Here is a 19,251-nt window from a genome sequence, read left to right as displayed (position 1 = left end):
GTGCGCGAGCACCGACGGTGCCGGTCACCGCACCCCGCCCACCAGGAACCGGCGGCAGAAGAATCAGAACGCGCTCTCGGGAACCTCCATGAGCCAGCCGTCCTCGACCTGGGCCTTCTGACGGCGCAGTGCGACCTTGGGCGGGACGGTGCGCAGGAACCAGCGGGCGGACGCGACCTTGCCGGTGTAGAAGTCGCCGTCACCGTTGGTGACGGCGGCGTCGAGCTGGTCCTGGGCGATCTCGGCCTGACGCAGCAGCAGCCAGCCGATGACGACCTCGGCGAGCGAGTAGAGGAACTCGGTGCTGTTGAGCCCGGCCTTGTAGATCTCGGCACGCTTGGTCTCGTCCATCGACGCCATGGCGTGGCCGACGAGGATCCCGAGGTGCTGGCTGACGTCCTCGAGCGCCTGGCCGAGGGCCTGGCGTTCGCGGGCGAAGGGGTCGTCGTCGCGGCCGGCCTTGACCAGTTCGCGGACCTGGTCGGCGAGCCAGGTGAGCGTGGCGCCCTGGTCGCGGACGATCTTGCGGAACAGCAGGTCGAGCGCCTGGATCGCGGTCGTGCCCTCGTAGAGGGTGTCGATCTTGGCGTCACGGAGGTACTGCTCGACGGGGTAGTCCTGCGTGAAGCCGGAGCCACCGAAGGTCTGCAGCGACAGGGCGAGCAGTTCGTAGGCCTTCTCGGAGCAGTAGCCCTTGACCAGTGGGAGCAGCAGGTCCTCGCGGGCGATCCAGCGGGCGTGCTCCTCGGCGTCCTCGCCGTGCAGCTGGGCCTGGTCCTGCACCCAGCCGGTGTACATGACCAGGGCGCGCATGCCTTCGGCGTGGGCCTTCTGCTCGATCAGCAGGCGGCGCACGTCGGGATGCTGGATGATCTCGACCTTGGGTGCGCGCTTGTCGGTCGACCGGGTGAGGTCGGCGCCCTGGACGCGGACCTTGGCGTAGTCCAACGCGTTGAGGTAGCCGGTCGACAAGGTCGCCATCGCCTTGGTGCCCACCATCATGCGGGCGTACTCGATGACGAGGAACATCTGCCGGATGCCGTCGTGGACGTCCCCGACGAGGTAGCCGACGCACGGGGTGCCGTCCTGGCCGAGCGAGAGCTCGCAGGTCGCCGAACCCTTGATGCCCATCTTCTTTTCGAGGTTGGACACCCGCACGCCGTTGCGCTCGCCGAGGTCGCCCTCGGCGTCGACGTGCAGCTTGGGCACGATGAACAGCGACAGGCCCTTGGTGCCGGGGCCGGCGTGCTCGGGGCGGGCGAGGACGAGGTGGACGGTGTTCTCGTGGGTCTGGGCGTCGGCCGAGGTGATGAACCGCTTGATGCCCTCGAGGTGGTAGACGGCCCCGAGGTCGTCGTCACCGTTGTCCTCGACCCGGACGGCGCGGGTGACGCCGGCGCCGACGTCGGAACCGGCGTCAGGTTCGGTCAGCACCATGGTGCCGCCCCAGCAGCGCTCGATCATCGGGCGTCCGAAGCGCGCCTTCTGCCCTTCGGTGCCGACCTGGTCGATGATCGCGCCCATGAGGGCGCCGATGGGCCACAGCATGGCGGTGGCGTGGCCGCCGGAGAGCAGTTCCGAGGCGGCCCAGCGGATCGAGGGAGGGGCGCCGAAGCCGCCGAGGTGGGTGGGCAGCGGCAGCAGGTGCCAGCCGGCCTCGTAGAAGGCACGCAGGGCCTGGTCGAGTTCCTCGGGGATGGTGATGTCGCCCTCGGGGGAGAGCTCGAGCGGGGTGCGGTCGGCGGGCACGAACGACTCGGCCCAGATCGAGTTCCGGGTGAAGCGGTCGAGCTCGCCCAGCAGCATGCGGGCCTGGTCGGCGTCGACGGCCGCGAACGGGCCGGTCCCGAAGTAGTCCTCGGCGCCGAACACCTCGTAGAGGTTGAACTCGATGTCGCGCAGGTTGCTCTTGTAGTGGCTCACCGAACGTCTCCCTTGTCGACGAACCCGATCCGCTCCACGGATGCGGCAGCTCCAACGCTTTGGAGCGTCTGCTACATATTGGAGCGTTCGCTCCAGTTCTGCAAGTCCGGGTTCGGTCGCTGCGCCGACGGTGGCGTCGTCCCGGGTGGCGGGGCGCGCACTACCGTGACCAGCGAGGACGCCGGCAGGCCGGGACCACCGCCGTCGGCGATCCGCACGGACGACGAGGAGGAGTGGGTGGCGCGCTACCGGGTGGGCCTGCAGACCAGGGAACGCATCCTGCACGCGACCCGACGTCTGGTGTCCGAGCTGGGGGTCGAAGCGGTCACCCTGAAGGCCATCACCGACGAGGCGGGGGTCGGGGCGGGCAGCTTCTACAACCTGTTCGAGTCCAAGGAGGCGGCCGTCTTCGAGGTGGTGCGCGAGGCCATCGAGGCGGTGGACCCCGACCCGGCCAGGGCCGGTACCGACAGTCTCGACGAGCTCGTCGACGCGTTCGTGGCCTTTCTGACCGACGACCGCCCGATCGCGCGCATCTACCTGCAACTGGCGGTCGGACGCGGACTGACCGACGCGGACGTCGGCGCTCGCACCATGCGCAGCCACCGGTGGCGGGTCGAGCGGTTCGCCGACGCCTGGCGTCGCGAGGACCGCACGCTGACGAGCGCGGAGTCACAGGCCTTGGCCGAGACGTTGCTGGCCGGGCTGACGGGCCTGGGCATCACCGCGCTGCTCGACCCGGACTTCGACATGCGTGCGCACGCCCGCCGTCTGCTGGTCCGGGTCCGCTCACCGCAGCCGCAGCCGGCGGAGCGCTAGCCTGCGCGGCGTGGACGACCCCAGCCATCGCCGCCCGCACCCGCCCTCGGCACCCGCGTGACCGGGGCCCTGGCGTTGCTGCTCGTCGTGGCGCTCATCGTCGCCAACGGGTTGTTCGTCGCGATCGAGTTCGCGTTGGTGTCGCTGCGGCGTCCGGTGGTCGAGGACGCCGCCGAGACGGGGGACCGGCGTGCCCGCATGGTCGTCCGCGAGCTCTCGCAGTTGTCGTTCGCGCTGTCGACGGCGCAGTTCGGCATCACCGCGACGTCGCTGATCCTGGGCTACGTGGCCGAACAGGCCATCGGGGACACGCTGATCCGTCCGTTGCTGGACGCGGTGGGCATCCCCCAGGGAGCGGCGCTGGGCGTCTCGGTCGCGCTCGCGTTCCTGCTCTCGACGATGGCGCAGATGGTGCTGGGCGAGCTGTTCCCGAAGAACCTCGCCATCTCCCGACCGCTCGAGGTGGCGCGGGCGGTCGTGCCAGTGACCCGGGCGTTCGGCATCGTGCTCGGACCGGTCATCCGGGTGTTCGACCGGTCCGCCGAGTCCGTCTCCCGCTGGGTCTTCCGCGTCGACACCCCGGCGGAGCTCGAGGGCGGGCACTCGCTGGACGAGTTGGCCCGCATCATCAGCGCCTCGGGCGCCGAGGGCAGCCTGACGGTCGAGCAGACCGAACTGCTGCGCCGGGCGGTCGCCCTGGGCGACACCCGGGTCGGCGAGGTGATGGTCCCCCGCCCGGACGTGCGGTGGCTGGCGGCCGACGACACGCTCGCGGACCTGCGCCAGGCCGCCCGCCGAACCGGTCACAGCCGGTTCCCGGTCCACACCGGCAACGAGGACGACGTGCTGGGCACCGTCCACGTCAAGGACCTGCTGCAGGTGGCGACCGAGGACCACGCCACGACACCCCTGCGGACGGTCGTCGTGCCGGCCCTGGCGGTCCCCGAGAGCGAGCCGTTGCGGCGCCTGATCACCGACCTGCGTCGGGAGCAGCGCACGTTCGCGCTCGCGATCGACGAGTACGGCGGCACGGCGGGCATCGTCACCGTCGAGGACGTGCTCGAACAGCTCGTCGGCGACATCGAGGACGAGTTCGACCGGGCCGGACACGACGTGCGCCGAGTCGGCGCCGGCCGCCACCTCGTCAAGGGCTCGCTGCGCATCGAGCGTCTCGACGAGTTGTTCGGGGTACCGGTCCCCGACGGTGAGTACGAGACCATCGCCGGGTTCGTGCTCGACCGCCTCGGACACATCCCCGAGCCGGGCGAACGGGTGGCACTCGACGACTGGGAGCTGTCCGTCACCCGCGTGGAGGGCGTGCGCATCACCGAGCTGGCGCTGCGCCGCCCACCCGGCGGACCGGCGGTGCGTCCATGAGCGAGCTGCTCGCTGCCCTGCCACTGGCCGTGGACGTGAGCGCGGCGGCCGACACCCCGGTCAACCCGTGGGCGATCCTGCTGGGTCTCGTGCTGTTGCTGGCCAACGGTGCCTTCGTCGCGGCCGAGATCTCGTTGCTGGCCGCCCGGCGGACCCGCATCGAGGAGGCGGCCGAGGCCGGCGACCCGCGCGCCGGACGTGCGCTCGAGGCGCTGACCGAGCTGTCGGTCACCTTCAGCGGCGCGCAGCTGGGCATCACCATGTGCTCGCTGGCCCTGGGTGCGGTCGCCGAGCCGGCGGTCGCGGCGCTGCTGGTGCGCTGGCTCGGGGTGACGGCGCTGCCCACCGGGCTCGTCCCGGCGGTCGCGCTCGCGATCACCCTGTCCATCGTGGTGTTCCTGCACATGGTCGTGGGCGAGATGGCGCCCAAGAACCTGGCACTGGCGCGGGCCGAGGAGGTCGCGCTGCGGCTCGCGCGTCCGTTCGGCTGGTTCGTCACCGCCCTGCGGCCGTTGATCCTGCTGCTCAACGGCCTGGCGAACGCCCTGGTCCGGCTCGTGCGCGTGCAGCCGGTGGACGAGCACAAGCTCGTGCACACGGCCGAGGAGCTGGCGCTGGCCCTGGCCGAGTCGCAGCAGCTGGGCACCATCACGGTGCAGGACGCGCAGGTCCTCGACGCGGCCCTGGGGCTGGCACGCATCGACGCGGAGGCGGCGATGACCCCGCGGGTCGACCTCGCGGCCCTGCCCGACACCGCAACGCTGCCCGAGGTGCTCGAGCTCGCGTCCGAGACCGGACACACCCGCATCCCCGTCTACCACGACGACATCGACCACGTGGTGGGGCTCGTGCACGTCAAGGACGTGCTGATCCGTGAGGACGCCGAGCTCGTGGCGTTGACGGTGGCCGACCTGTTGCGCCCCATCCCGGCCGTGCCCGAGTCGCGCGATCTCGAGCAGCTGCTACGCGACATGCTCGACGAGCGCAGCCATGCCGTCCTGGTGGTCGACGAGTTCGGTGGCACGGCCGGCATGCTGACCCTCGAGGACGTGGTCGAGGAGCTCGTCGGCGAGATCGCCGACGAGTTCGACGCCGAACAGCACGCCCGGGCCGAGGACGAGCGCAGCTGGGTCGTGCCAGGGACGATGCGGCGCGACGAACTGGGACGGCTCACCGGTCTGGAGCTCGACGGCGAGGCGGAGACGGTCTCGGGCGCGGTGGTCGAGCAGCTCGGCCGGCTGCTCGAGCCGGGGGACCGGTTCACGACCGTGGACGGCTGGGAGCTGACCGTGCTCACGCTCGAGGGACGCCGGGCCGGGGAGATCGAGGTCCGTGCCCCGGAGGAGGTCGGTGCCGACGGCGACGAAGCGGGTGGCGCGGACGACGGCCACTAGGGTCCCGGGCGGTCGGCGGCCGGGTGACGGGTCGCCGGGGAGGAGCCGAGGTGTCCGTGACCGAGACCGATGCCGACGTGCGGGCGCGAGCGGCCGCGGCGCTGCGCCGGTTGTCGCACGCGCTGATCGCGCACGAGGCCGACGAGGACCTGCTCGAGCGGGTCGCGACGACCGCGGACCGGGTGGCGGCCGACCTCGAAGGCCAGCCCCCGCGTCAGCGGGACCTGTTGGAGCTCAAGCGCCGGATGTTCGACATCGACGTGCCCGACGGCGGAAGGGTCGTGCACTTCGACGAGTGTTTCGTGTCGGGTCCGTGGAACCCGATGGGCATCGCCATCGAGGTCCACCGTGAGGCCGACGAGGCGGTCGCCGAGGTGTCGCTCGGTGCGGCCTTCGAGGGCGCACCGGGACGGTCCCACGGGGGGATCGTGGCGGCGATCTTCGACGACGTGCTCGGCTACCTGCTCACGCTGCGCCAGGAGCCCGGGTTCACCGGCCAGCTGACGGTGCGCTACCTCGCCGCGACGCCGATCGGGCAGCCGCTGCGGTTCCGGGCCCGCGTGGAGGCCGTCGAGGGGCGCAAGCGGCGCACGGTCGCCGAGGCGCGCGTGCTCGGTGCCGACGGCACCGAGGGTGAGGTGGTCGCGACGGCCGAGGCCACCTTCGTGGTGATCGACCTGAGCCGATTCCGGACCTGACGCCCGCGACGCAACGCCGGTCGCTCACTCCAGGGCAGCGGCGTCGCCCCCGAGCGCTTCGACGACCGTTGCGGCGTTGCGGCGCATGAGCTCGACGTAGCCGTGCTCCGGGTCACCGGGCTCGCCGGGCAACTCGTCGTCGGCGAGGTCCCCGACGTAGGTCGCGCCGGTCTCGGCGGCGATCGTGTCGACCACGTCCGTGGGGAACACCTCGCTGCCGAACACCGCCGGCACGTCGTGCTCCCGGACCAGGTCGATGACCTCGCGGACGTCACCGGCGCTGGGCTCGGCGTAGTCGGAGGGCTGCACGGCCGTGACCAGGTCGAAGCCGTAGTCGCGGGCGAAGTAACTCCAGGCGTCGTGGTAGGCGACCAGGGTGTGCTGGTCGTCGGGGATCGTGGCGACCGCGTCGACGATCGCGTCGTCGAGGTCGGCGAGCTCGCTCCGCAGCTCCTCGGCACGCTGCCGGTAGGCCTCGGCACCTTCGGGGTCGAGGTCGGTCAGACCCTCGCGGATCGCCTCGACGAGGTCGCCGGCGAGACGGACGCTGGTCCAGACGTGCGGGTTCGGGCCGGGCCCCGCCCCGTCGTGGGTGTGGCCGTCGTCGTGGGTGTGCCCGTCGTCGTGGTGGGTGTGCCCGTCGTCGTGGGTGTGGTCGTGGACGAGGTCCTCGCTCGCGAGGTGCTCGCCGAGCAGCAGCACGGGTGCGTCCTCGGGAAGCGAGGACTCCGCGAGCGCGACGCTGGCGGGGTTGAGGTCGAGCCCGACCCCGAAGAAGGCGTCCGACGACGACAGGCCGACAACGTCCTGCGGGCGGGGCTCGTAGGTGTGGCTGTCGGCGCCGGCGGGCACCAGCGTGTCGACCTCGACCCGGTCACCGCCGACCCGGCGCACGAGATCGGCCACCGGTGCGACGGTGGCGACGACCCGCAGGACCGCGCCGGCCTCCGCCTCGTCCGTCGCCTCGTCCGCGGCCTCATCGGTGCCGGTGGACGCGTCTCCTCGGTCGTCGACGGCGACGGTGTCCTCGGTCGGCGTCGCCCGGTCGGCGGACGGGTCCCCGCCGCCACAGGCGAGCAGCAGCAACGAGAGGACCAACGAGGTCGTCAATGAGCGGGAGTGGGGACGCACGGGAGGCCTCGAATCGTTGCGAGCTGTTCGCAACAAGACGCTAGGAGGGAGTCGGGGCGGCAGCAACTCGCGCGCGGCGCACCCGGCGTCGCGCGGCGAGCGAGGTGGCCAGGTAGGTCGCGAGGAAGGCCACGGCGCCGACGAGGACGATCGCCGGTCCCGAAGGCACGTTGAGATGGAACGAGCCGTAGAGCCCGACGAGCGACGCGAGCACCCCGGTCGCGACCGCGAGCAGCGCCATCGCGCCGATCGAGCGGGACACCAGGCGGCTGAGCGCCCCCGGGATCACGACCGCCGCCGCGATCAGCAGGACGCCGAGCACCCGGATGCTGGCGACCACCACCGCCGCGACGAGCAGGTTGAACGCGAGCTCGACCGCCTGGGTGGGTACGCCGTGCACCCGGCTCACCTGTGGATCGAAGGTCACGCCGACGAAGACCTTCCACCACCGCAGCAGCACCAGCAGCAGCGCCGTGCCGACACCACCCGCGACGAAGAGGTCGGCCCGGGTGACCCCCAGCACGTTGCCGAACAGCACCGCCTCGAGGTTCACCCGCACCGGCACCAGCGACACCACGAGGACACCCAGCGCGAAGATCGCGGTCGTCACGATGCCGATCGACGCGTCGGCGTGCAGGCCGCGCCGCCGGGCCACACGGTCGATGAGCAGTGCCGAGATCACCGTCGCCACCGCGGCACCGAGGTAGAGGCTCCGATCGAGGGCGACCGCGACGGCGACGCCACCCACGACCGCGTGCGAGAGCCCGTGCCCGATGTAGCTCATCCGCCGCAGGACCACGAACACGCTCAGGGCGCCGCACATCGCCCCGACCAGCACCCCGGCGACGACCGCGCGGGTGAAGAAGGCGTACGCGAAGGGCTCGGTGAGCAGCGTCATCCGAGGGGCCGCGTCGGCGGTACGGCGGGGGAGCGGGCCTCCAGCAGCGGCTCCTCGTCGACGACGACCACGGTGCCGCCGTCGCGGACGACCCGCATCGGCGCGCCGTAGGTGAGCATCAGGGTCTCGGAGGTGAGCACGCTCCCGGGTGGCCCGTCGGCGACCACGCCGGAGGCGAAGCAGACGATGCGTGGCAGGTGCGTCGCGACCCAGTTGAGATCGTGGGTCGTGAGCAGCACGGCGATGCCCTCGGCGTTGAGCTCCCCGATCAGGTGCAGGACGTCGTGCCGGGTGGCGAGGTCGACGCCGGACGTCGGCTCGTCGAGCAGCAGCAGGTCCGCCTCGCGGACCAACGCGCGGGCGAGCAGCACCCGCTGTTGCTGTCCGCCCGAGAGCTCCCGGATGAAACGGTCACCGAGTTCCCCGATGCCGAGGCGCTCGAGCAGGGTGTCGACCCGTTGCCGCTCGTCACGGGCGAACCACGGCACGCGACGCGTCCGGGGGACCAGGCCCAGGAGGACGGCCTCGCGCACCCGCAACGGGAAGTCCCAGTCGATCGTTCCGAGCTGCGGCACGACCCCGACCCGGCGGGGCGGCCGGCGTCCCACGGGCTCGCCGAACAGCCGGACCTCACCGTGGTGGCGGTCAGCATCCCCCGTGAGCAGACGCAGCAACGTGGTCTTGCCGGCCCCCGACGGGCCGACGACCCCGACGAGTTCACCGGCCTCGACGCGCAGCGAGAGTCGCTCGAGCACCGGCACGGCGCCGTACCCGGCCGTCACGTCGACGAGCTCGACGGCCGGAGCAGGCGCCATGAGAGGATGCGGAGCGGGGAAGCGGGAGGACACCGGCGACTGCCTGCGAACGGGTTGCAACAGCATACGAGGCCATGGCGTTCGCGGTTCGGCGGCGGGCGATCCGCTCCCTTCGCCCGCGCTCCACCGTCGCCATTCGCCGGACACCGCTGTGCGGCAGCGCAACACCCGCTCCGAAGTCGCGCCTTCAGGCAGGCTTCAAGCTAGCGTCCGGCCACAACGCGCGGGCACGCGACATCCGATCGGGCGGCCGGGGGGAACCGGCCGCCCGGTTCCACGTCGGTCCGCGGCGCGGTCCGGCGATGGTCCCCTCGCCACGTGACCTGCGGCCCTGCCAGTGGTCGGGGGCGGGGGTCAGGCTGGGCGAGTCCGGCCAGGAGATCACGCCATGAGGCGCCTACGCCCCCGCACCGACCCCCGCCTGCATCCCGTCGACGAACGCGGCCTGGTGGGCTGCGCCCGCGTCGGTGTCGACGTCAGCGTGGAACTCTGCATGGCCTGCCCGGCCCTGGAGGGCGTCGAACGGCGCGACGGTCAGTTGGTGACCATCGCCTGCCGTCCACCGGTGTCGCCGACGGCGGCCGCGGGCCCGTTCCCGTGGGACCGCTCCACCTGGACGTGACCCGGTCTCCCGGCGGCCGGCCGACGTGAGGCGCCGCCGGGCGCGCGCACGGATTGGCGGCCGCGCGGTGCCGCCTGACAGGCTGCGTCTCCGTGTCGTCGAACCGGTGGGGGCGTAGGTGGGGCTGTCCCGCGAGCAACTCGAGGCTCATCGCGACGCGACGGTTCCCGACCTCGTCGGCGAGTGGCCGCCGCGACTGGTCTTCGTGGGGATCAACCCGGGTCTGTGGACCGCGGCGACGCAGACCCACTTCGCGCATCCGGGCAACCGGTTCTACCCGGCCCTGCACCGTGCCGGCATCACCGACCGGGTGTTGGATCGGGTCGAGGGCCTGGACGATGCGGACCGCCGGCAGTTGACCGATCGGGGCATCGCCATCACCAACGTCGTGCCACGCGCGACCGCGGCCGCCTCGGAGCTGACGCGGGCGGAACTGCGGGAGGGCGGTGAGGCGCTCGTGTCCCGCCTCGAGGCCTGGGCCCCGAAGGTCGTCGCGATCGCCGGCGTGACCGCGTACCGCAGCGCGTTCGGACGTCCCAAGGCGCAGATGGGCCGGCAACCCGAGCCGCTGGCCGGCGCCGAGCTGTGGGTGGTGCCCAACCCGAGCGGACTCAACGCGCACGAGACCATCGACAGCCTCGCCGCCTGGTATCGGCAGGTCGCCGAGGCCGCCAGCATCGTGTGATCCGCCGGGACCTCGGAGGCGACGGGCCCGGCCCTGCCCGGGCGTCGTCCGGCGCGCCGCGTCAGCCGCGCAGGGGTGGGTCGCTGCCGGAGAGGCGGTGTTCGTGGGCGCCAGTGACCGTCGGTGACGGCCTGTGGTGGCGTCGGCACAGGCAGACGAGGTTGTCGACCGTGGTGGGGCCGTCGCGGCGGCGGGGGACGACGTGGTGGAGGTCGGTCCAGGCGGTCGGTGCGCGGCAGCCGGGTCGAGCGCCTTCTACCCCCCGGCGCAGGTTCGGCCGAATGGCCGTCGTAGGAGTCCGACGGGTTCCCTACCGTGACGCGCTCCAGCGGGGGGGGGCTGGCCCCCCTGCTCGAGTGAAGGGGCCCCGCCTTGCGACGGGTAACGACACTACTGTCCGTGATCGCCATGACCCTGGGGCTGTTCGCTCCGGCGGCCCTCGCCCAACCCAGGGGTGGCCCGCCGGTCGGCGGCGGGGGGCATGCCCAGGGACAGGACATCATCAACCAGCCGCGGTGCGAGGCGCTCGGCGGTGAGTGGTCCAGGGACCGCGGCACCGCGTCCTGCGTCTACACCGAGGAGATCGATCTCGGTCGGGTCGTCGACTACGAACGCGAGCTCTACGACCTCGACCTCACGCTCTTCCGCCAGGACCTGACCCTCGGGGAACTGCTCGACCTGGTGGACCTCGCCGAGGACTTCACCGATGTCGATCTCGGCCCGCTCGGTCCGGTCCTCGGCCTGATCCCGGACGCGTTGCGCGACCTGGACATCGGCTACCTCCGCGTGTCCGTCGAGGGACAGCTGATCCTCACCGTCGAGCTCGACCTGATGCTGCTCGTGACCTACGGCGCGTCCCAGCAAGGGGTCATCGGTGCGCCGGGGACGAGCGACACCTACCGGCCGGTCTTCGACCTCGGCGTCGACGCCGAGACCGAGGTGTACCTGGGCTGGGAGTCCTGCGTGGTCGCGGCGTACGCCGGCTACGACGGGTTCACGATCCCGACGCCCTGGTTCCTCCCCAACATCCCCGTGCCCGGTGACGAGTTCGAGGTGATCGAGGTCGACGTGCCGGGACTCGTCTGCACGACGGCGATGATCGTGGACATCCTGTTCATCGACAACTGACCCGTCGTCACCTTCGCGACGAGCCCCCGGACTTCTCCGGGGGCTCGTCGCGATCGACACCAGCCGACGGGCGGACGGCGCGAGGTCGACCCGGCTCGGCCAGCGTGGGGCAGGTGGGTCTCCACGTCCGCCCACATGCGCGAGCGTAGGGATCAGTCCGGGTGGATCGGCAGACCGCCGCTACCGAGGACGTCGTCCGGCCCGCCCGGCCCACCCGGTCCGGCGGGCGGCTGCGCCGGCAGGGCGTCGACCGCGTGCTGGAGCGGGTGCAGGAACGGCAGCGCGGTCGGGTCGAGCTCCTCGGAAGGCACGAACGCCTCGAGCCCACCCTCCTCGGTGAACCGGGACGCGGTGATGTGCGGCGCGTGCCGGCGGGCGCCGAACACGGTGATCACGGCGTCGGCCCCGTTGACGTCGGCCTCCGCCACGAACCCCCAGGCGGGGATCGCCTCGGGGGTCATGCGGTCGGCGGCGAACTGCGCCAGCAGCGCGTGGCGGACCTCGTCGTCCTCGGGGAAGTCGGGCAGCGCCACCAGCTGGGTCCGCTGCGGGCCGGGCAGGACGACCGTCGGCGGGATCGGCCGGTCGTTGCTGCGCACGACCTCGATGGCCGCCTCCTGGCAGACGTAGCGGAGTTCTTCGAACTGCACACCGTCTCCTCTCCTGCGGCCGGTCCGGCGACGGCCGGCAGCGCCGAGGAGGGCTGCCGGCCGGACGATCACACCGAGGTGGTCGCACCTTCGCTGGCCGAGCGCACCGTACGGGCGTACTTGGCGAGCACGCCTCGGGTGTAGCGCGGCGGCAGCGGCTGCCAGCCCTGCCGGCGCCGGTCGAGCTCGTCGGCCTCGACGAGCAGGTCCATGGTGCGGTTGGGCACGTCGATGCGGATGCGGTCGCCCTCGCGGACGAACGCGATCGGCCCGGCGTCGGTCGCCTCCGGCGCGACGTGCCCGATCGAGAAGCCGTGGGTGGCGCCGCTGAAGCGGCCGTCGGTCAGCAGCGCGACGCTCGAGCCGAGCCCGGCCCCCTTGACCGCCGAGGTGACCGCCAGCATCTCGCGCATGCCGGGGCCGCCCTTGGGTCCCTCGTAGCGGATCACGATCACGTCACCGTCGACGATCTGGCCGGTGAGGACGGCCTCCATCGCGCCGGGCTCGCCGTCGAACACCCGGGCCGGGCCCTCGAACACGAGCTGGTTCTCGGCGAGGCCGGCGACCTTGACGACCGCGCCGTCGGGCGCCAGCGAACCGTGGAGGATGGCGAGCCCACCCTCGGCGTGGACGGGCCGGTCCAGCGCCCGGACGACCTCGCCGTCGGGCGCGGGCACGTCGAGCGCCTCGAGCTCCTCGCCGATGCTGCGTCCGGTGACGGTCAGCGCGTCGCCGTGCAGCAGGCCGGCGTCGAGCAGTTGCTTCATCACGACCGGCACGCCACCGACCCGGTCGACGTCGTTCATCACGTAGCGGCCGCCCGGCTTGGTGTCGGCGATGTGCGGCACCCGCCGGCCGATGCGGTCGAAGTCCGCCAGCGTCAGCTCGATCTCGGCCTCGCGGGCGATGGCGAGCAGGTGCAGCACCGCGTTGGTCGACCCGCCGACGGCCATCACCACCGAGATCGCGTTCTCGAGCGACGCCCGGGTGATGATCTGCCGGGCGGTGATGCCCTGCTCGAGCAGGGCCACGACCGCTTCGCCCGAGCGGCGGGCGAACTCGTCGCGGCGCGGGTCGGTGGCCGGCGCGGCCGACGACCCGGGCAGCGCGAGCCCCATCGCCTCGATCGCCGAGGCCATGGTGTTGGCGGTGAACATCCCGCCGCACGACCCCTCCGAGGGGCAGGCGGCCCGTTCGATCGCGCCCAGCTCCTCGTCGTCGATCTGATCGCGGCCGCGCGCACCCACGGCCTCGAACACCTCCTGGATGGTGATGTCGCGGCCGTGGTGCCGGCCCGGCAGGATCGAGCCGCCGTAGAGAAACACGCTGGCCACGTCGAGGCGGGCGGCGGCCATCGCCATGCCGGGCAGTGACTTGTCGCAGCCGGCGAAGGTGACCATCCCGTCGAGGCGCTCGGCGTGCATGACGGTCTCGACCGAGTCGGCGATCACCTCCCGCGACACCAGCGAGGCGCGCATGCCCTCGTGGCCCATCGAGATCCCGTCGGACACGGCGATGGTCACGAACTCGATCGGGAAGCCGCCCGCCTCGCGGACGCCTTCCTTGGCCTGCTTGGCCAGCCGGTCCAGCGGCAGGTTGCAGGGGGTGACCTCGTTCCACGACGAGACCACGCCGACCTGCGAGCGGCCCCAGTCCTCGTCGGTCATCCCGACGGCGCGCAGCATCGCCCGGGCGGGCGCGCGCTCGTAGCCGTCGGTCACGTCCCGGCTGTGCGGCTTGTGGTCGGCCATGGCGTCCTCCTCGACACGTCACCGTCCCGGCCGTGCGGGAACGGCGCGCCATCTGACCACACCGGTACGGGGACGTCGAAACGCACGGGTAGCGTGCCGGGCCGCACCCAACGACGAGGAGGCGCCGATGACCGAGGCGACGCTGGGCGAGTTGCTGCCGCGCCTGCAGGCGGGGGAGACGGTGCCGGCCGACGAGGTGCCGCTGCTCGCACGCGACGTCTTCGCGACCGGCGTCGTCGGGCTCGCGTGGGGCACCTTGGCGCTCGATCGACTGACCGCGTCGCTGGAGGTCGACGAGCGCCACCACCAGCCCTACGGGATCGTGCACGGCGGCGTGTGGTGCGCGGTCGTGGAGTCGATCGCGTCGGTCGGCGCGGCCCTGCACGCCGCAGCGCGCGACGAGGTCGCCGTCGGGGTCAGCAACACCACCGACTTCCTGCGCGCGCACCGCAGCGGCCGGGTCGAGATCGAGGGCACACCGCTGCACCTGAGCCGCGCGCAGCAGCTGTGGCAGGTGACGGTGCGCCGGTCCGAGGACGGCAAGGACGTCGCGCGCGGGCAGGTCCGGGTGCAGTGCGTGCCCGCCGACCGGCTGGCAGGGGGCCGATGAAGCTCGACGCGATGCTGCTCGGGACCCGGCTGCCGAGCGCCGCCGGTTCGGCGGCCGCCGCCGAGGCCGCCGGCTACGACGGGTGGTTCACCGGCGAGACCGCTCACGAGCCGCTGTTGGCGTGCACCGCCGCCGGGGCCGCCACCTCGCGCCTGCAGGTGGGCACCGCGATCGCGGTCGCCTTCCCCCGCTCGCCGATGCACGTCGCGCAGGCGGCGTGGGACCTGCAGGACCTCACCGGCGGCCGCTTCGTGCTCGGCCTCGGCTCGCAGGTCAAGGCCCACGTCGAGAAGCGTTTCAGCGCGACCTGGTCGGCGCCCGCCGCGCGGATGCGCGAGCACGTGCAGGCCCTGCGCGCGATCTGGCACGCCTGGGCGACCGGTGAGCGGCTGGCCCACCGCGGCGAGTTCTACCGCCACACGCTGATGACGCCGTTCTTCACGCCGCCCGACCACGGCCACGGCGCACCACCGGTGTGGCTCGCTGCGGTCGGCCCGAGGATGACCGAGGTGGCCGGGGAGGTCGCCGACGGGCTGCTCTGCCACGGGTTCACCACCGACCGCTACCTGCGTGAGGTGACGCTGCCGGCGCTGACCGCCGGTGCCCGACGGGCGGGACGTGACCGCGACGGGCTCGAGGTGGTGCTGCCGGTGTTCGCCGTGACCGGCCACGACGACGCCGAGGTGGCCGCGTCCGAGGCGTTCGTGCGCCAGCAGATCGCCTTCTACGGCTCCACGCCGGCCTACCGGCCCGTGCTGGACCTGCACGGCTGGGGCGGTCTGCACGAGCAGTTGCACGCCCGTTCCCTGCGCGGCGAGTGGGAGGCGATGGCAGCGGCCATCGACGACGAGGTGCTGCACACCTTCGCGCTGGTCGCGCCGCCCGACCGGCTGGGCACCGAGATCCGGGACCGCTACGCCGGCCTGGCCGACCGGGTGAGCCTCTACACCCCGTTCGTCCCGTCCGTCGACGACGTCGCCCGCCTCGTGCGGGACCTGGCGGGATGAGCCGGGCCGACGGCCGTGGGCCGCTGTTGGTGCTCGCGGCGGCGACGCTGTGGGGCACCGCCGGCACCGCCCAGGAGCTCGGCCCGCCCGAGGCGTGGCCGCCGGCGGTGGCGGCACTGCGCACGCTCACCGGCGGGGCGGTGCTGCTCGCCGTCGTGGTCGCCTGGCGGGGTCGGGCGGCGATCGCCACGGTGGCCCGCGTGGCACGGGGGCCGCTGCTCGGCGCCGCGGCGGCCATCTCGGTGTTCCAGTGGGCCTACTTCACCGGCATCCGCGCGGCCGGTGTCGCGGTCGGCACGCTGCTCGCCATCGGCAGTGCCCCGGTGTGGGCCGGGGTGCTCGAGGCGCTGGCCGGCCGCCGGCCGGGCCGGCGGTGGATGACCGCCACGGGCGTGACGGTGGTGGGCACCGCGCTGCTCGTGCTCGGCGGGTCCGACGCGGGGGCCGGCCCCGACGCGGGCACCACCTCGCCGGCGGGGGTCGTGACCGCGCTCACCGCCGGCGCCGCGTACGCGACCTACACGGTGGCGTCGAAGCGGATGGTCGACCGGGAGGTGGACGGCACGGCCGGGGTGGCCCTCACCTTCGCGGTCAGCGGGGTGCTGCTGGTGCCGGCGCTGCTGCCCCACGGCGTCGCCTGGATCGGACGGACCGACGGCCTGGTCATGATCGCCTGGCTCGCCGTGGGGACCATCGCGCTGGCCTACACCCTGTTCGCCGCCGGTCTGCGCAGCGTCGACGCCCCGACGGCCACGACGCTCACCCTCGCCGAGCCGCTGACCGCGACCGTGCTGGCCGTCGCGGTCGTCGGTGAACGCCTGTCGGCGGGGGCGCTCGCGGGCGCGGCGCTGGTCACGGTCGGGCTGGCGCTCGCCGGCCGCGGTCGTCGGGTCGACGCCCCGGCCGATCCGACCCCGGGTCGGGCGGTGCCCGACCGCTAGGCTGCCGGTCCCTGGTCAACGGAGGATCACGCGTGGTCACGGTCGGCATCGATCTGGGCGGCACCAACATCTACGCCGTCGTGCTGGACGGCGAGGAACGGCTGGGGCGGGCCAAGTTGCGCACCCCCTCGACGGGGGACCGCACCGGGGTCATCGACGTGATGGACGCCGCGGTACGCGACGCGCTGGGAGACGCGGGCCGCGACATCGACGAGGTCACCGGCGTCGGCGTCGGCTCACCCGGCGTCGTCATGGCCGGCACGGTCGGCGGCGCCTCCAACGTCCCCGGGTTCCTCGAGCGCTTCTCGCTGGCCGACCTGCTCAAGCAGAAGGTCGGTCGCGAGGTCCGGGTCACCAACGACGTCACGGCGGCAGCGGTCGCCGAGCACCGCCTGGGTGCCGGACGCGGCACCGACGACCTGCTCGCCGTCCACGTCGGCACCGGCGTCGGCGGCGGCATCATCCTCGGCGGTCGTCCCTTCGAGGGCGGCGCGGGCGGTGCGGGGGAGTTCGGGCACATCGTGGTCCGGCAGGGCGGTGCGGTGTGCCCGTGCGGTCGTCGCGGCTGCGTCGAGGCCTACGCGGGCCGCCGCGCGATGACGCTGGCCGCCGAGCGGGCGAAGGCGGCCGGCACGTCGACGATCCTGTTCGACGTCATGGAGGACAAGGGCAAGGCCCGGGCCACCTCGGGCGTGTTCGCCGCCGCCTACGAGCGCGGCGACACGCTGGTCGCCGACCTGCTCGACGATGCCATCGAGGCGCTCGGTGCCGGCATCGCCAGCGCGGTGAACCTGCTCGACGTCGACGTGGTCGTGCTCGGCGGCGGGTTCGCCGACCGGTTCGGCGGCTGGTTCCGCTCCCGGGTCGACGCGGCGATGCGGCCGCACCTGTTCCTGCAGCCGCCCCGGATCCGCGTCGTGGCCGCCGAACTGGGCGACGAGGGCGGAGCCATCGGTGCCGCGCTGTTGGCCGCCGAGATCTGAGGGTCGAGGCCGAGGCCGGCACCGGGCGTGTCCGCCTCGGCTTGGAGGTGCCCGCGGCGCGGTGGCAGGCTGCCGGGGCGCGTGTCGGCATCCGACACGCGACGGCCACCGAGGGAGGCACGCCCGTGGAGCCGCTGGCGCAGGCACGGTCCATCGTCACCGCACTCGAGGAGGCGGTCGCCACCTCGACGCGGGCGCTCGCCGGGCGCTGCGCGCAGGACGGGCGGATCAGCACCGGCCGGCTCGACGAGCACCAGACGGTCGCCTACGACCTCGCCTCGATCGCCTCGGCGGTCGCCGCCGCCCGCCAGCTGCTGGCCTACGGCGAGCGTGGGGACCACGAGGCGGCCCTGGCGCTGGCCTGGGCGGCCGACGTCGCCGCGGACCTGCAGGGCCGCACCGCCGGCCGCCTCGCCGCCTGGGGCCTCGGAGCCGACCCGCTCGCCGGGGTCGCCGACGCCGTCGCCGCGGGACGCGACCCGGGCGTCCTCGCCGGGCTCGCCGAGCGGGTGCTCACCACCGGCGAGGCCGGACCGCGCCACCTCGACGAGGAACTCGAGATGGTCCGGCAGACCTTCCGCCGGTTCGCCGAGGACAAGGTCGTGCCGGTCGCCGAGGAGGTCCACCGCGAGGACCGCGACATCCCGCAGGACGTCGTCGACGGACTGGCGGAGCTCGGCTGCTTCGCCCTGTCGATCCCCGAGCAGTACGGCGGGTTCTCGGCCGGCGGGGAGGACGAGCTGCTCAACATGGTGCTGGTCACCGAGGAGCTCTCGCGCGGATCGCTCGGTGTGGCCGGCTCCCTGATCACCCGGCCCGAGATCATCGGCACCGCCATCCTCAAGGGCGGAACCGAGGAGCAGAAGCAGCGCTGGCTGCCGCCGATCGCGGCAGGCGAGAAGATGTGCGGTGTCGCGGTCACCGAACCCGACGTCGGCTCCGACGTGGCCGGGGTCAAGGTCTCGGCCACCCGCGACGGCGACGAGTGGGTGCTCAACGGCGTCAAGACCTGGTGCACCTTCGCCGGTCGGGCCGAGTACCTGCTGGTGCTCGCCCGCACCGACCCGGACCGCTCGCTCGGTCACCGGGGCCTGAGCCTGTTCGTGGTCGACAAGCCGTCGTTCGACGGGCACGCCTGGCAGGTGTCGCAGGACGCGGGCGGCGCGATGGACGCCCGGGCGATCCCGACGCTGGGCTACCGCGGCATGCACTCGTTCGAGGTCGTCCTCGACGGCTGGCGGGTGCCGCACGCGAACCTGATCGGCGAGGACGACGGCCTCGGCCGCGGCTTCTACCTGCAGATGCAGGCGTTCGCGAACGCGCGGCTGCAGACCGCGGCGCGGGCGCTCGGGGTGATGCAGTCCGCCCTCGAGCACGCCTGCGGCTACGCGCAGCAGCGCCACGTCTTCGGCACGCCGCTGGCGGGCTACGAGCTCAACCGGACCAAGATCGCGCGGATGGCGGCGATGATCGCCGCCTGCCGGGTGTTCGCCACCGACGTGGCCCGACGGCTCGCCCGCGGCGACGACGACGCCGCCCTGGCGGCCAGCCAGCTCAAGCAGCTGTCGTGCCGGGTCGCCGAGTGGGTCACCCGCGAGGCGCAGCAGATCCACGGCGGCTACGGCTACGCCGAGGAGTACACCGTGTCGCGCCTGTTCGTCGACGCGCGGGTGCTGTCGATCTTCGAGGGCGCCGACGAGGTCCTCGCGCTGCGCGTGATCGCCCGCACGCTGCTGGCCGACGCACTGCGCGACCCGCCGTCCGCCGCGTAGCCCGCCGCGCACGACGCGCCGACTGGCGGGTCCGCCGGCCCGTCCCT

19 protein-coding genes are annotated in these 19,251 nt (G+C 73.2%); 12 read left to right on the top strand and 7 right to left on the bottom strand.

Translation table 11 applies throughout. The features are described 5' to 3' along the window. Positions 1-63: 63 nt before the first annotated feature. A complete protein-coding gene (locus tag ELR47_RS11980) occupies positions 64-1,923 on the bottom strand; it encodes an acyl-CoA dehydrogenase (protein ID WP_130650106.1) in 1,860 nt (619 codons plus the stop codon). Positions 1,924-2,160: 237 nt separating this feature from the next. Between ELR47_RS11980 and ELR47_RS18395 the strand changes: the two genes are divergently transcribed. The 4 genes from ELR47_RS18395 to ELR47_RS11960 are packed head-to-tail and all read left to right on the top strand — an operon-like array spanning position 2,161 to position 6,211. Continuing rightward, positions 2,161-2,742, top strand: a complete 582-nt coding sequence (locus tag ELR47_RS18395) for a TetR/AcrR family transcriptional regulator (protein WP_165404033.1) — start codon at positions 2,161-2,163, stop codon at positions 2,740-2,742. 57 nt (positions 2,743-2,799) lie between these two features. Next, positions 2,800-4,119, top strand: a complete 1,320-nt coding sequence (locus ELR47_RS11970; RefSeq protein WP_130650104.1) for a hemolysin family protein — start codon at positions 2,800-2,802, stop codon at positions 4,117-4,119. After that, positions 4,116-5,513 carry a hemolysin family protein gene (locus ELR47_RS11965; RefSeq protein ID WP_130650103.1) on the top strand — a complete coding sequence of 466 codons (1,398 nt, stop codon included), beginning with the start codon at positions 4,116-4,118 and terminating at the stop codon, positions 5,511-5,513. Before ELR47_RS11970 ends, ELR47_RS11965 begins: the two co-directional genes overlap by 4 nt. A 56-nt stretch (positions 5,514-5,569) precedes the next feature. Beyond that, positions 5,570-6,211 carry a PaaI family thioesterase gene (locus ELR47_RS11960; RefSeq protein WP_130650102.1) on the top strand — a complete coding sequence of 214 codons (642 nt, stop codon included), beginning with the start codon at positions 5,570-5,572 and terminating at the stop codon, positions 6,209-6,211. Positions 6,212-6,235: 24 nt separating this feature from the next. Here the strand turns inward: ELR47_RS11960 and ELR47_RS11955 are convergent, their stop codons facing one another. The 3 genes from ELR47_RS11955 to ELR47_RS11945 all read right to left on the bottom strand — a co-directional run bounded on the left by ELR47_RS11955 (position 6,236) and on the right by ELR47_RS11945 (position 9,055). Beyond that, entirely contained in the window at positions 6,236-7,309 is a 1,074-nt protein-coding gene (locus ELR47_RS11955; RefSeq protein ID WP_165404032.1) for a metal ABC transporter substrate-binding protein, read from the bottom strand. A 73-nt stretch (positions 7,310-7,382) separates the two neighbouring features. Further along, positions 7,383-8,240, bottom strand: a complete 858-nt coding sequence (locus ELR47_RS11950; RefSeq protein ID WP_130650100.1) for a metal ABC transporter permease — start codon at positions 8,238-8,240, stop codon at positions 7,383-7,385. Next, complete coding sequence (locus ELR47_RS11945) at positions 8,237-9,055, bottom strand: metal ABC transporter ATP-binding protein (RefSeq protein ID WP_130650099.1); 819 nt, start codon at positions 9,053-9,055, stop codon at positions 8,237-8,239. The genes ELR47_RS11950 and ELR47_RS11945 overlap by 4 nt, the downstream gene beginning before the upstream one ends. A 388-nt stretch (positions 9,056-9,443) precedes the next feature. Here ELR47_RS11945 and ELR47_RS11940 point away from each other — a divergent pair, with 388 nt between their 5' ends. Both ELR47_RS11940 and ELR47_RS11935 read left to right on the top strand, forming a co-directional pair. After that, a complete protein-coding gene (locus tag ELR47_RS11940; protein WP_130650098.1) occupies positions 9,444-9,677 on the top strand; it encodes a hypothetical protein in 234 nt (77 codons plus the stop codon). Between the two features lie 118 nt (positions 9,678-9,795). Next, complete coding sequence (locus tag ELR47_RS11935) at positions 9,796-10,362, top strand: mismatch-specific DNA-glycosylase (RefSeq protein ID WP_130650097.1); 567 nt, start codon at positions 9,796-9,798, stop codon at positions 10,360-10,362. Positions 10,363-10,423: 61 nt separating this feature from the next. On the opposite strand, the gene ELR47_RS19370 is transcribed toward ELR47_RS11935, so the two are convergent. Beyond that, positions 10,424-10,633 carry an HNH endonuclease signature motif containing protein gene (locus ELR47_RS19370; RefSeq protein WP_370469427.1) on the bottom strand — a complete coding sequence of 70 codons (210 nt, stop codon included), beginning with the start codon at positions 10,631-10,633 and terminating at the stop codon, positions 10,424-10,426. Between the two features lie 128 nt (positions 10,634-10,761). Between ELR47_RS19370 and ELR47_RS11925 the strand changes: the two genes are divergently transcribed. Then, positions 10,762-11,490, top strand: a complete 729-nt coding sequence (locus ELR47_RS11925; protein WP_130650096.1) for a hypothetical protein — start codon at positions 10,762-10,764, stop codon at positions 11,488-11,490. Between the two features lie 152 nt (positions 11,491-11,642). Here the strand turns inward: ELR47_RS11925 and ELR47_RS11920 are convergent, their stop codons facing one another. Both ELR47_RS11920 and ilvD read right to left on the bottom strand, forming a co-directional pair. Then, positions 11,643-12,140, bottom strand: a complete 498-nt coding sequence (locus tag ELR47_RS11920) for a hypothetical protein (protein ID WP_130650095.1) — start codon at positions 12,138-12,140, stop codon at positions 11,643-11,645. Between the two features lie 68 nt (positions 12,141-12,208). Further along, on the bottom strand, positions 12,209-13,891 hold the full coding sequence (gene ilvD, locus ELR47_RS11915; RefSeq protein ID WP_130650094.1) for a dihydroxy-acid dehydratase: 1,683 nt from the start codon (positions 13,889-13,891) through the stop codon (positions 12,209-12,211). Positions 13,892-14,018: 127 nt separating this feature from the next. Here ilvD and ELR47_RS11910 point away from each other — a divergent pair, with 127 nt between their 5' ends. The 5 genes from ELR47_RS11910 (at position 14,019) to ELR47_RS11890 (ending at position 19,204) form a co-directional block, all read left to right on the top strand. Then, on the top strand, positions 14,019-14,501 hold the full coding sequence (locus tag ELR47_RS11910; protein ID WP_130650093.1) for a PaaI family thioesterase: 483 nt from the start codon (positions 14,019-14,021) through the stop codon (positions 14,499-14,501). Beyond that, positions 14,498-15,508 (top strand): TIGR03617 family F420-dependent LLM class oxidoreductase, encoded by a 1,011-nt coding sequence (locus tag ELR47_RS11905; RefSeq protein WP_130650092.1) that lies wholly within the window; start codon positions 14,498-14,500, stop codon positions 15,506-15,508. Before ELR47_RS11910 ends, ELR47_RS11905 begins: the two co-directional genes overlap by 4 nt. Then, positions 15,505-16,449: a DMT family transporter gene (locus ELR47_RS11900; RefSeq protein ID WP_130650091.1), complete on the top strand. Its 945-nt coding sequence runs from the start codon at positions 15,505-15,507 to the stop codon at positions 16,447-16,449. Before ELR47_RS11905 ends, ELR47_RS11900 begins: the two co-directional genes overlap by 4 nt. Positions 16,450-16,481: 32 nt before the next feature. After that, positions 16,482-17,432, top strand: a complete 951-nt coding sequence (locus tag ELR47_RS11895; protein ID WP_205745227.1) for an ROK family protein — start codon at positions 16,482-16,484, stop codon at positions 17,430-17,432. 125 nt (positions 17,433-17,557) lie between these two features. Next, positions 17,558-19,204, top strand: coding sequence for an acyl-CoA dehydrogenase family protein (locus ELR47_RS11890; protein WP_130650089.1), 1,647 nt, complete (start codon positions 17,558-17,560; stop codon positions 19,202-19,204). The last annotated feature ends 47 nt before the right edge of the window (positions 19,205-19,251 follow it).

It is taken from the genome of Egicoccus halophilus (assembly GCF_004300825.1).
Taxonomy (GTDB): domain Bacteria; phylum Actinomycetota; class Nitriliruptoria; order Nitriliruptorales; family Nitriliruptoraceae; genus Egicoccus; species Egicoccus halophilus.
Note: the sequence above shows the minus strand (reverse complement) of the source record. Positions and strands in the feature narration are given on the sequence as shown.

Bases quoted from the DNA above. Each gene is read 5' to 3' on its own strand.
- ELR47_RS11965 (WP_130650103.1), top strand. From the start codon at position 4,116: ATGAGCGAGCTGCTCGCTGCCCTGCCACTGGCCGTGGACGTGAGCGCG.
- ELR47_RS11950 (WP_130650100.1), bottom strand. From the start codon at position 8,240: ATGACGCTGCTCACCGAGCCCTTCGCGTACGCCTTCTTCACCCGCGCG.
- ELR47_RS11945 (WP_130650099.1), bottom strand. From the start codon at position 9,055: ATGGCGCCTGCTCCGGCCGTCGAGCTCGTCGACGTGACGGCCGGGTAC.
- ELR47_RS11940 (WP_130650098.1), top strand. From the start codon at position 9,444: ATGAGGCGCCTACGCCCCCGCACCGACCCCCGCCTGCATCCCGTCGAC.
- ilvD (WP_130650094.1), bottom strand. From the start codon at position 13,891: ATGGCCGACCACAAGCCGCACAGCCGGGACGTGACCGACGGCTACGAG.
- ELR47_RS11910 (WP_130650093.1), top strand. From the start codon at position 14,019: ATGACCGAGGCGACGCTGGGCGAGTTGCTGCCGCGCCTGCAGGCGGGG.
- ELR47_RS11905 (WP_130650092.1), top strand. From the start codon at position 14,498: ATGAAGCTCGACGCGATGCTGCTCGGGACCCGGCTGCCGAGCGCCGCC.
- ELR47_RS11900 (WP_130650091.1), top strand. From the start codon at position 15,505: ATGAGCCGGGCCGACGGCCGTGGGCCGCTGTTGGTGCTCGCGGCGGCG.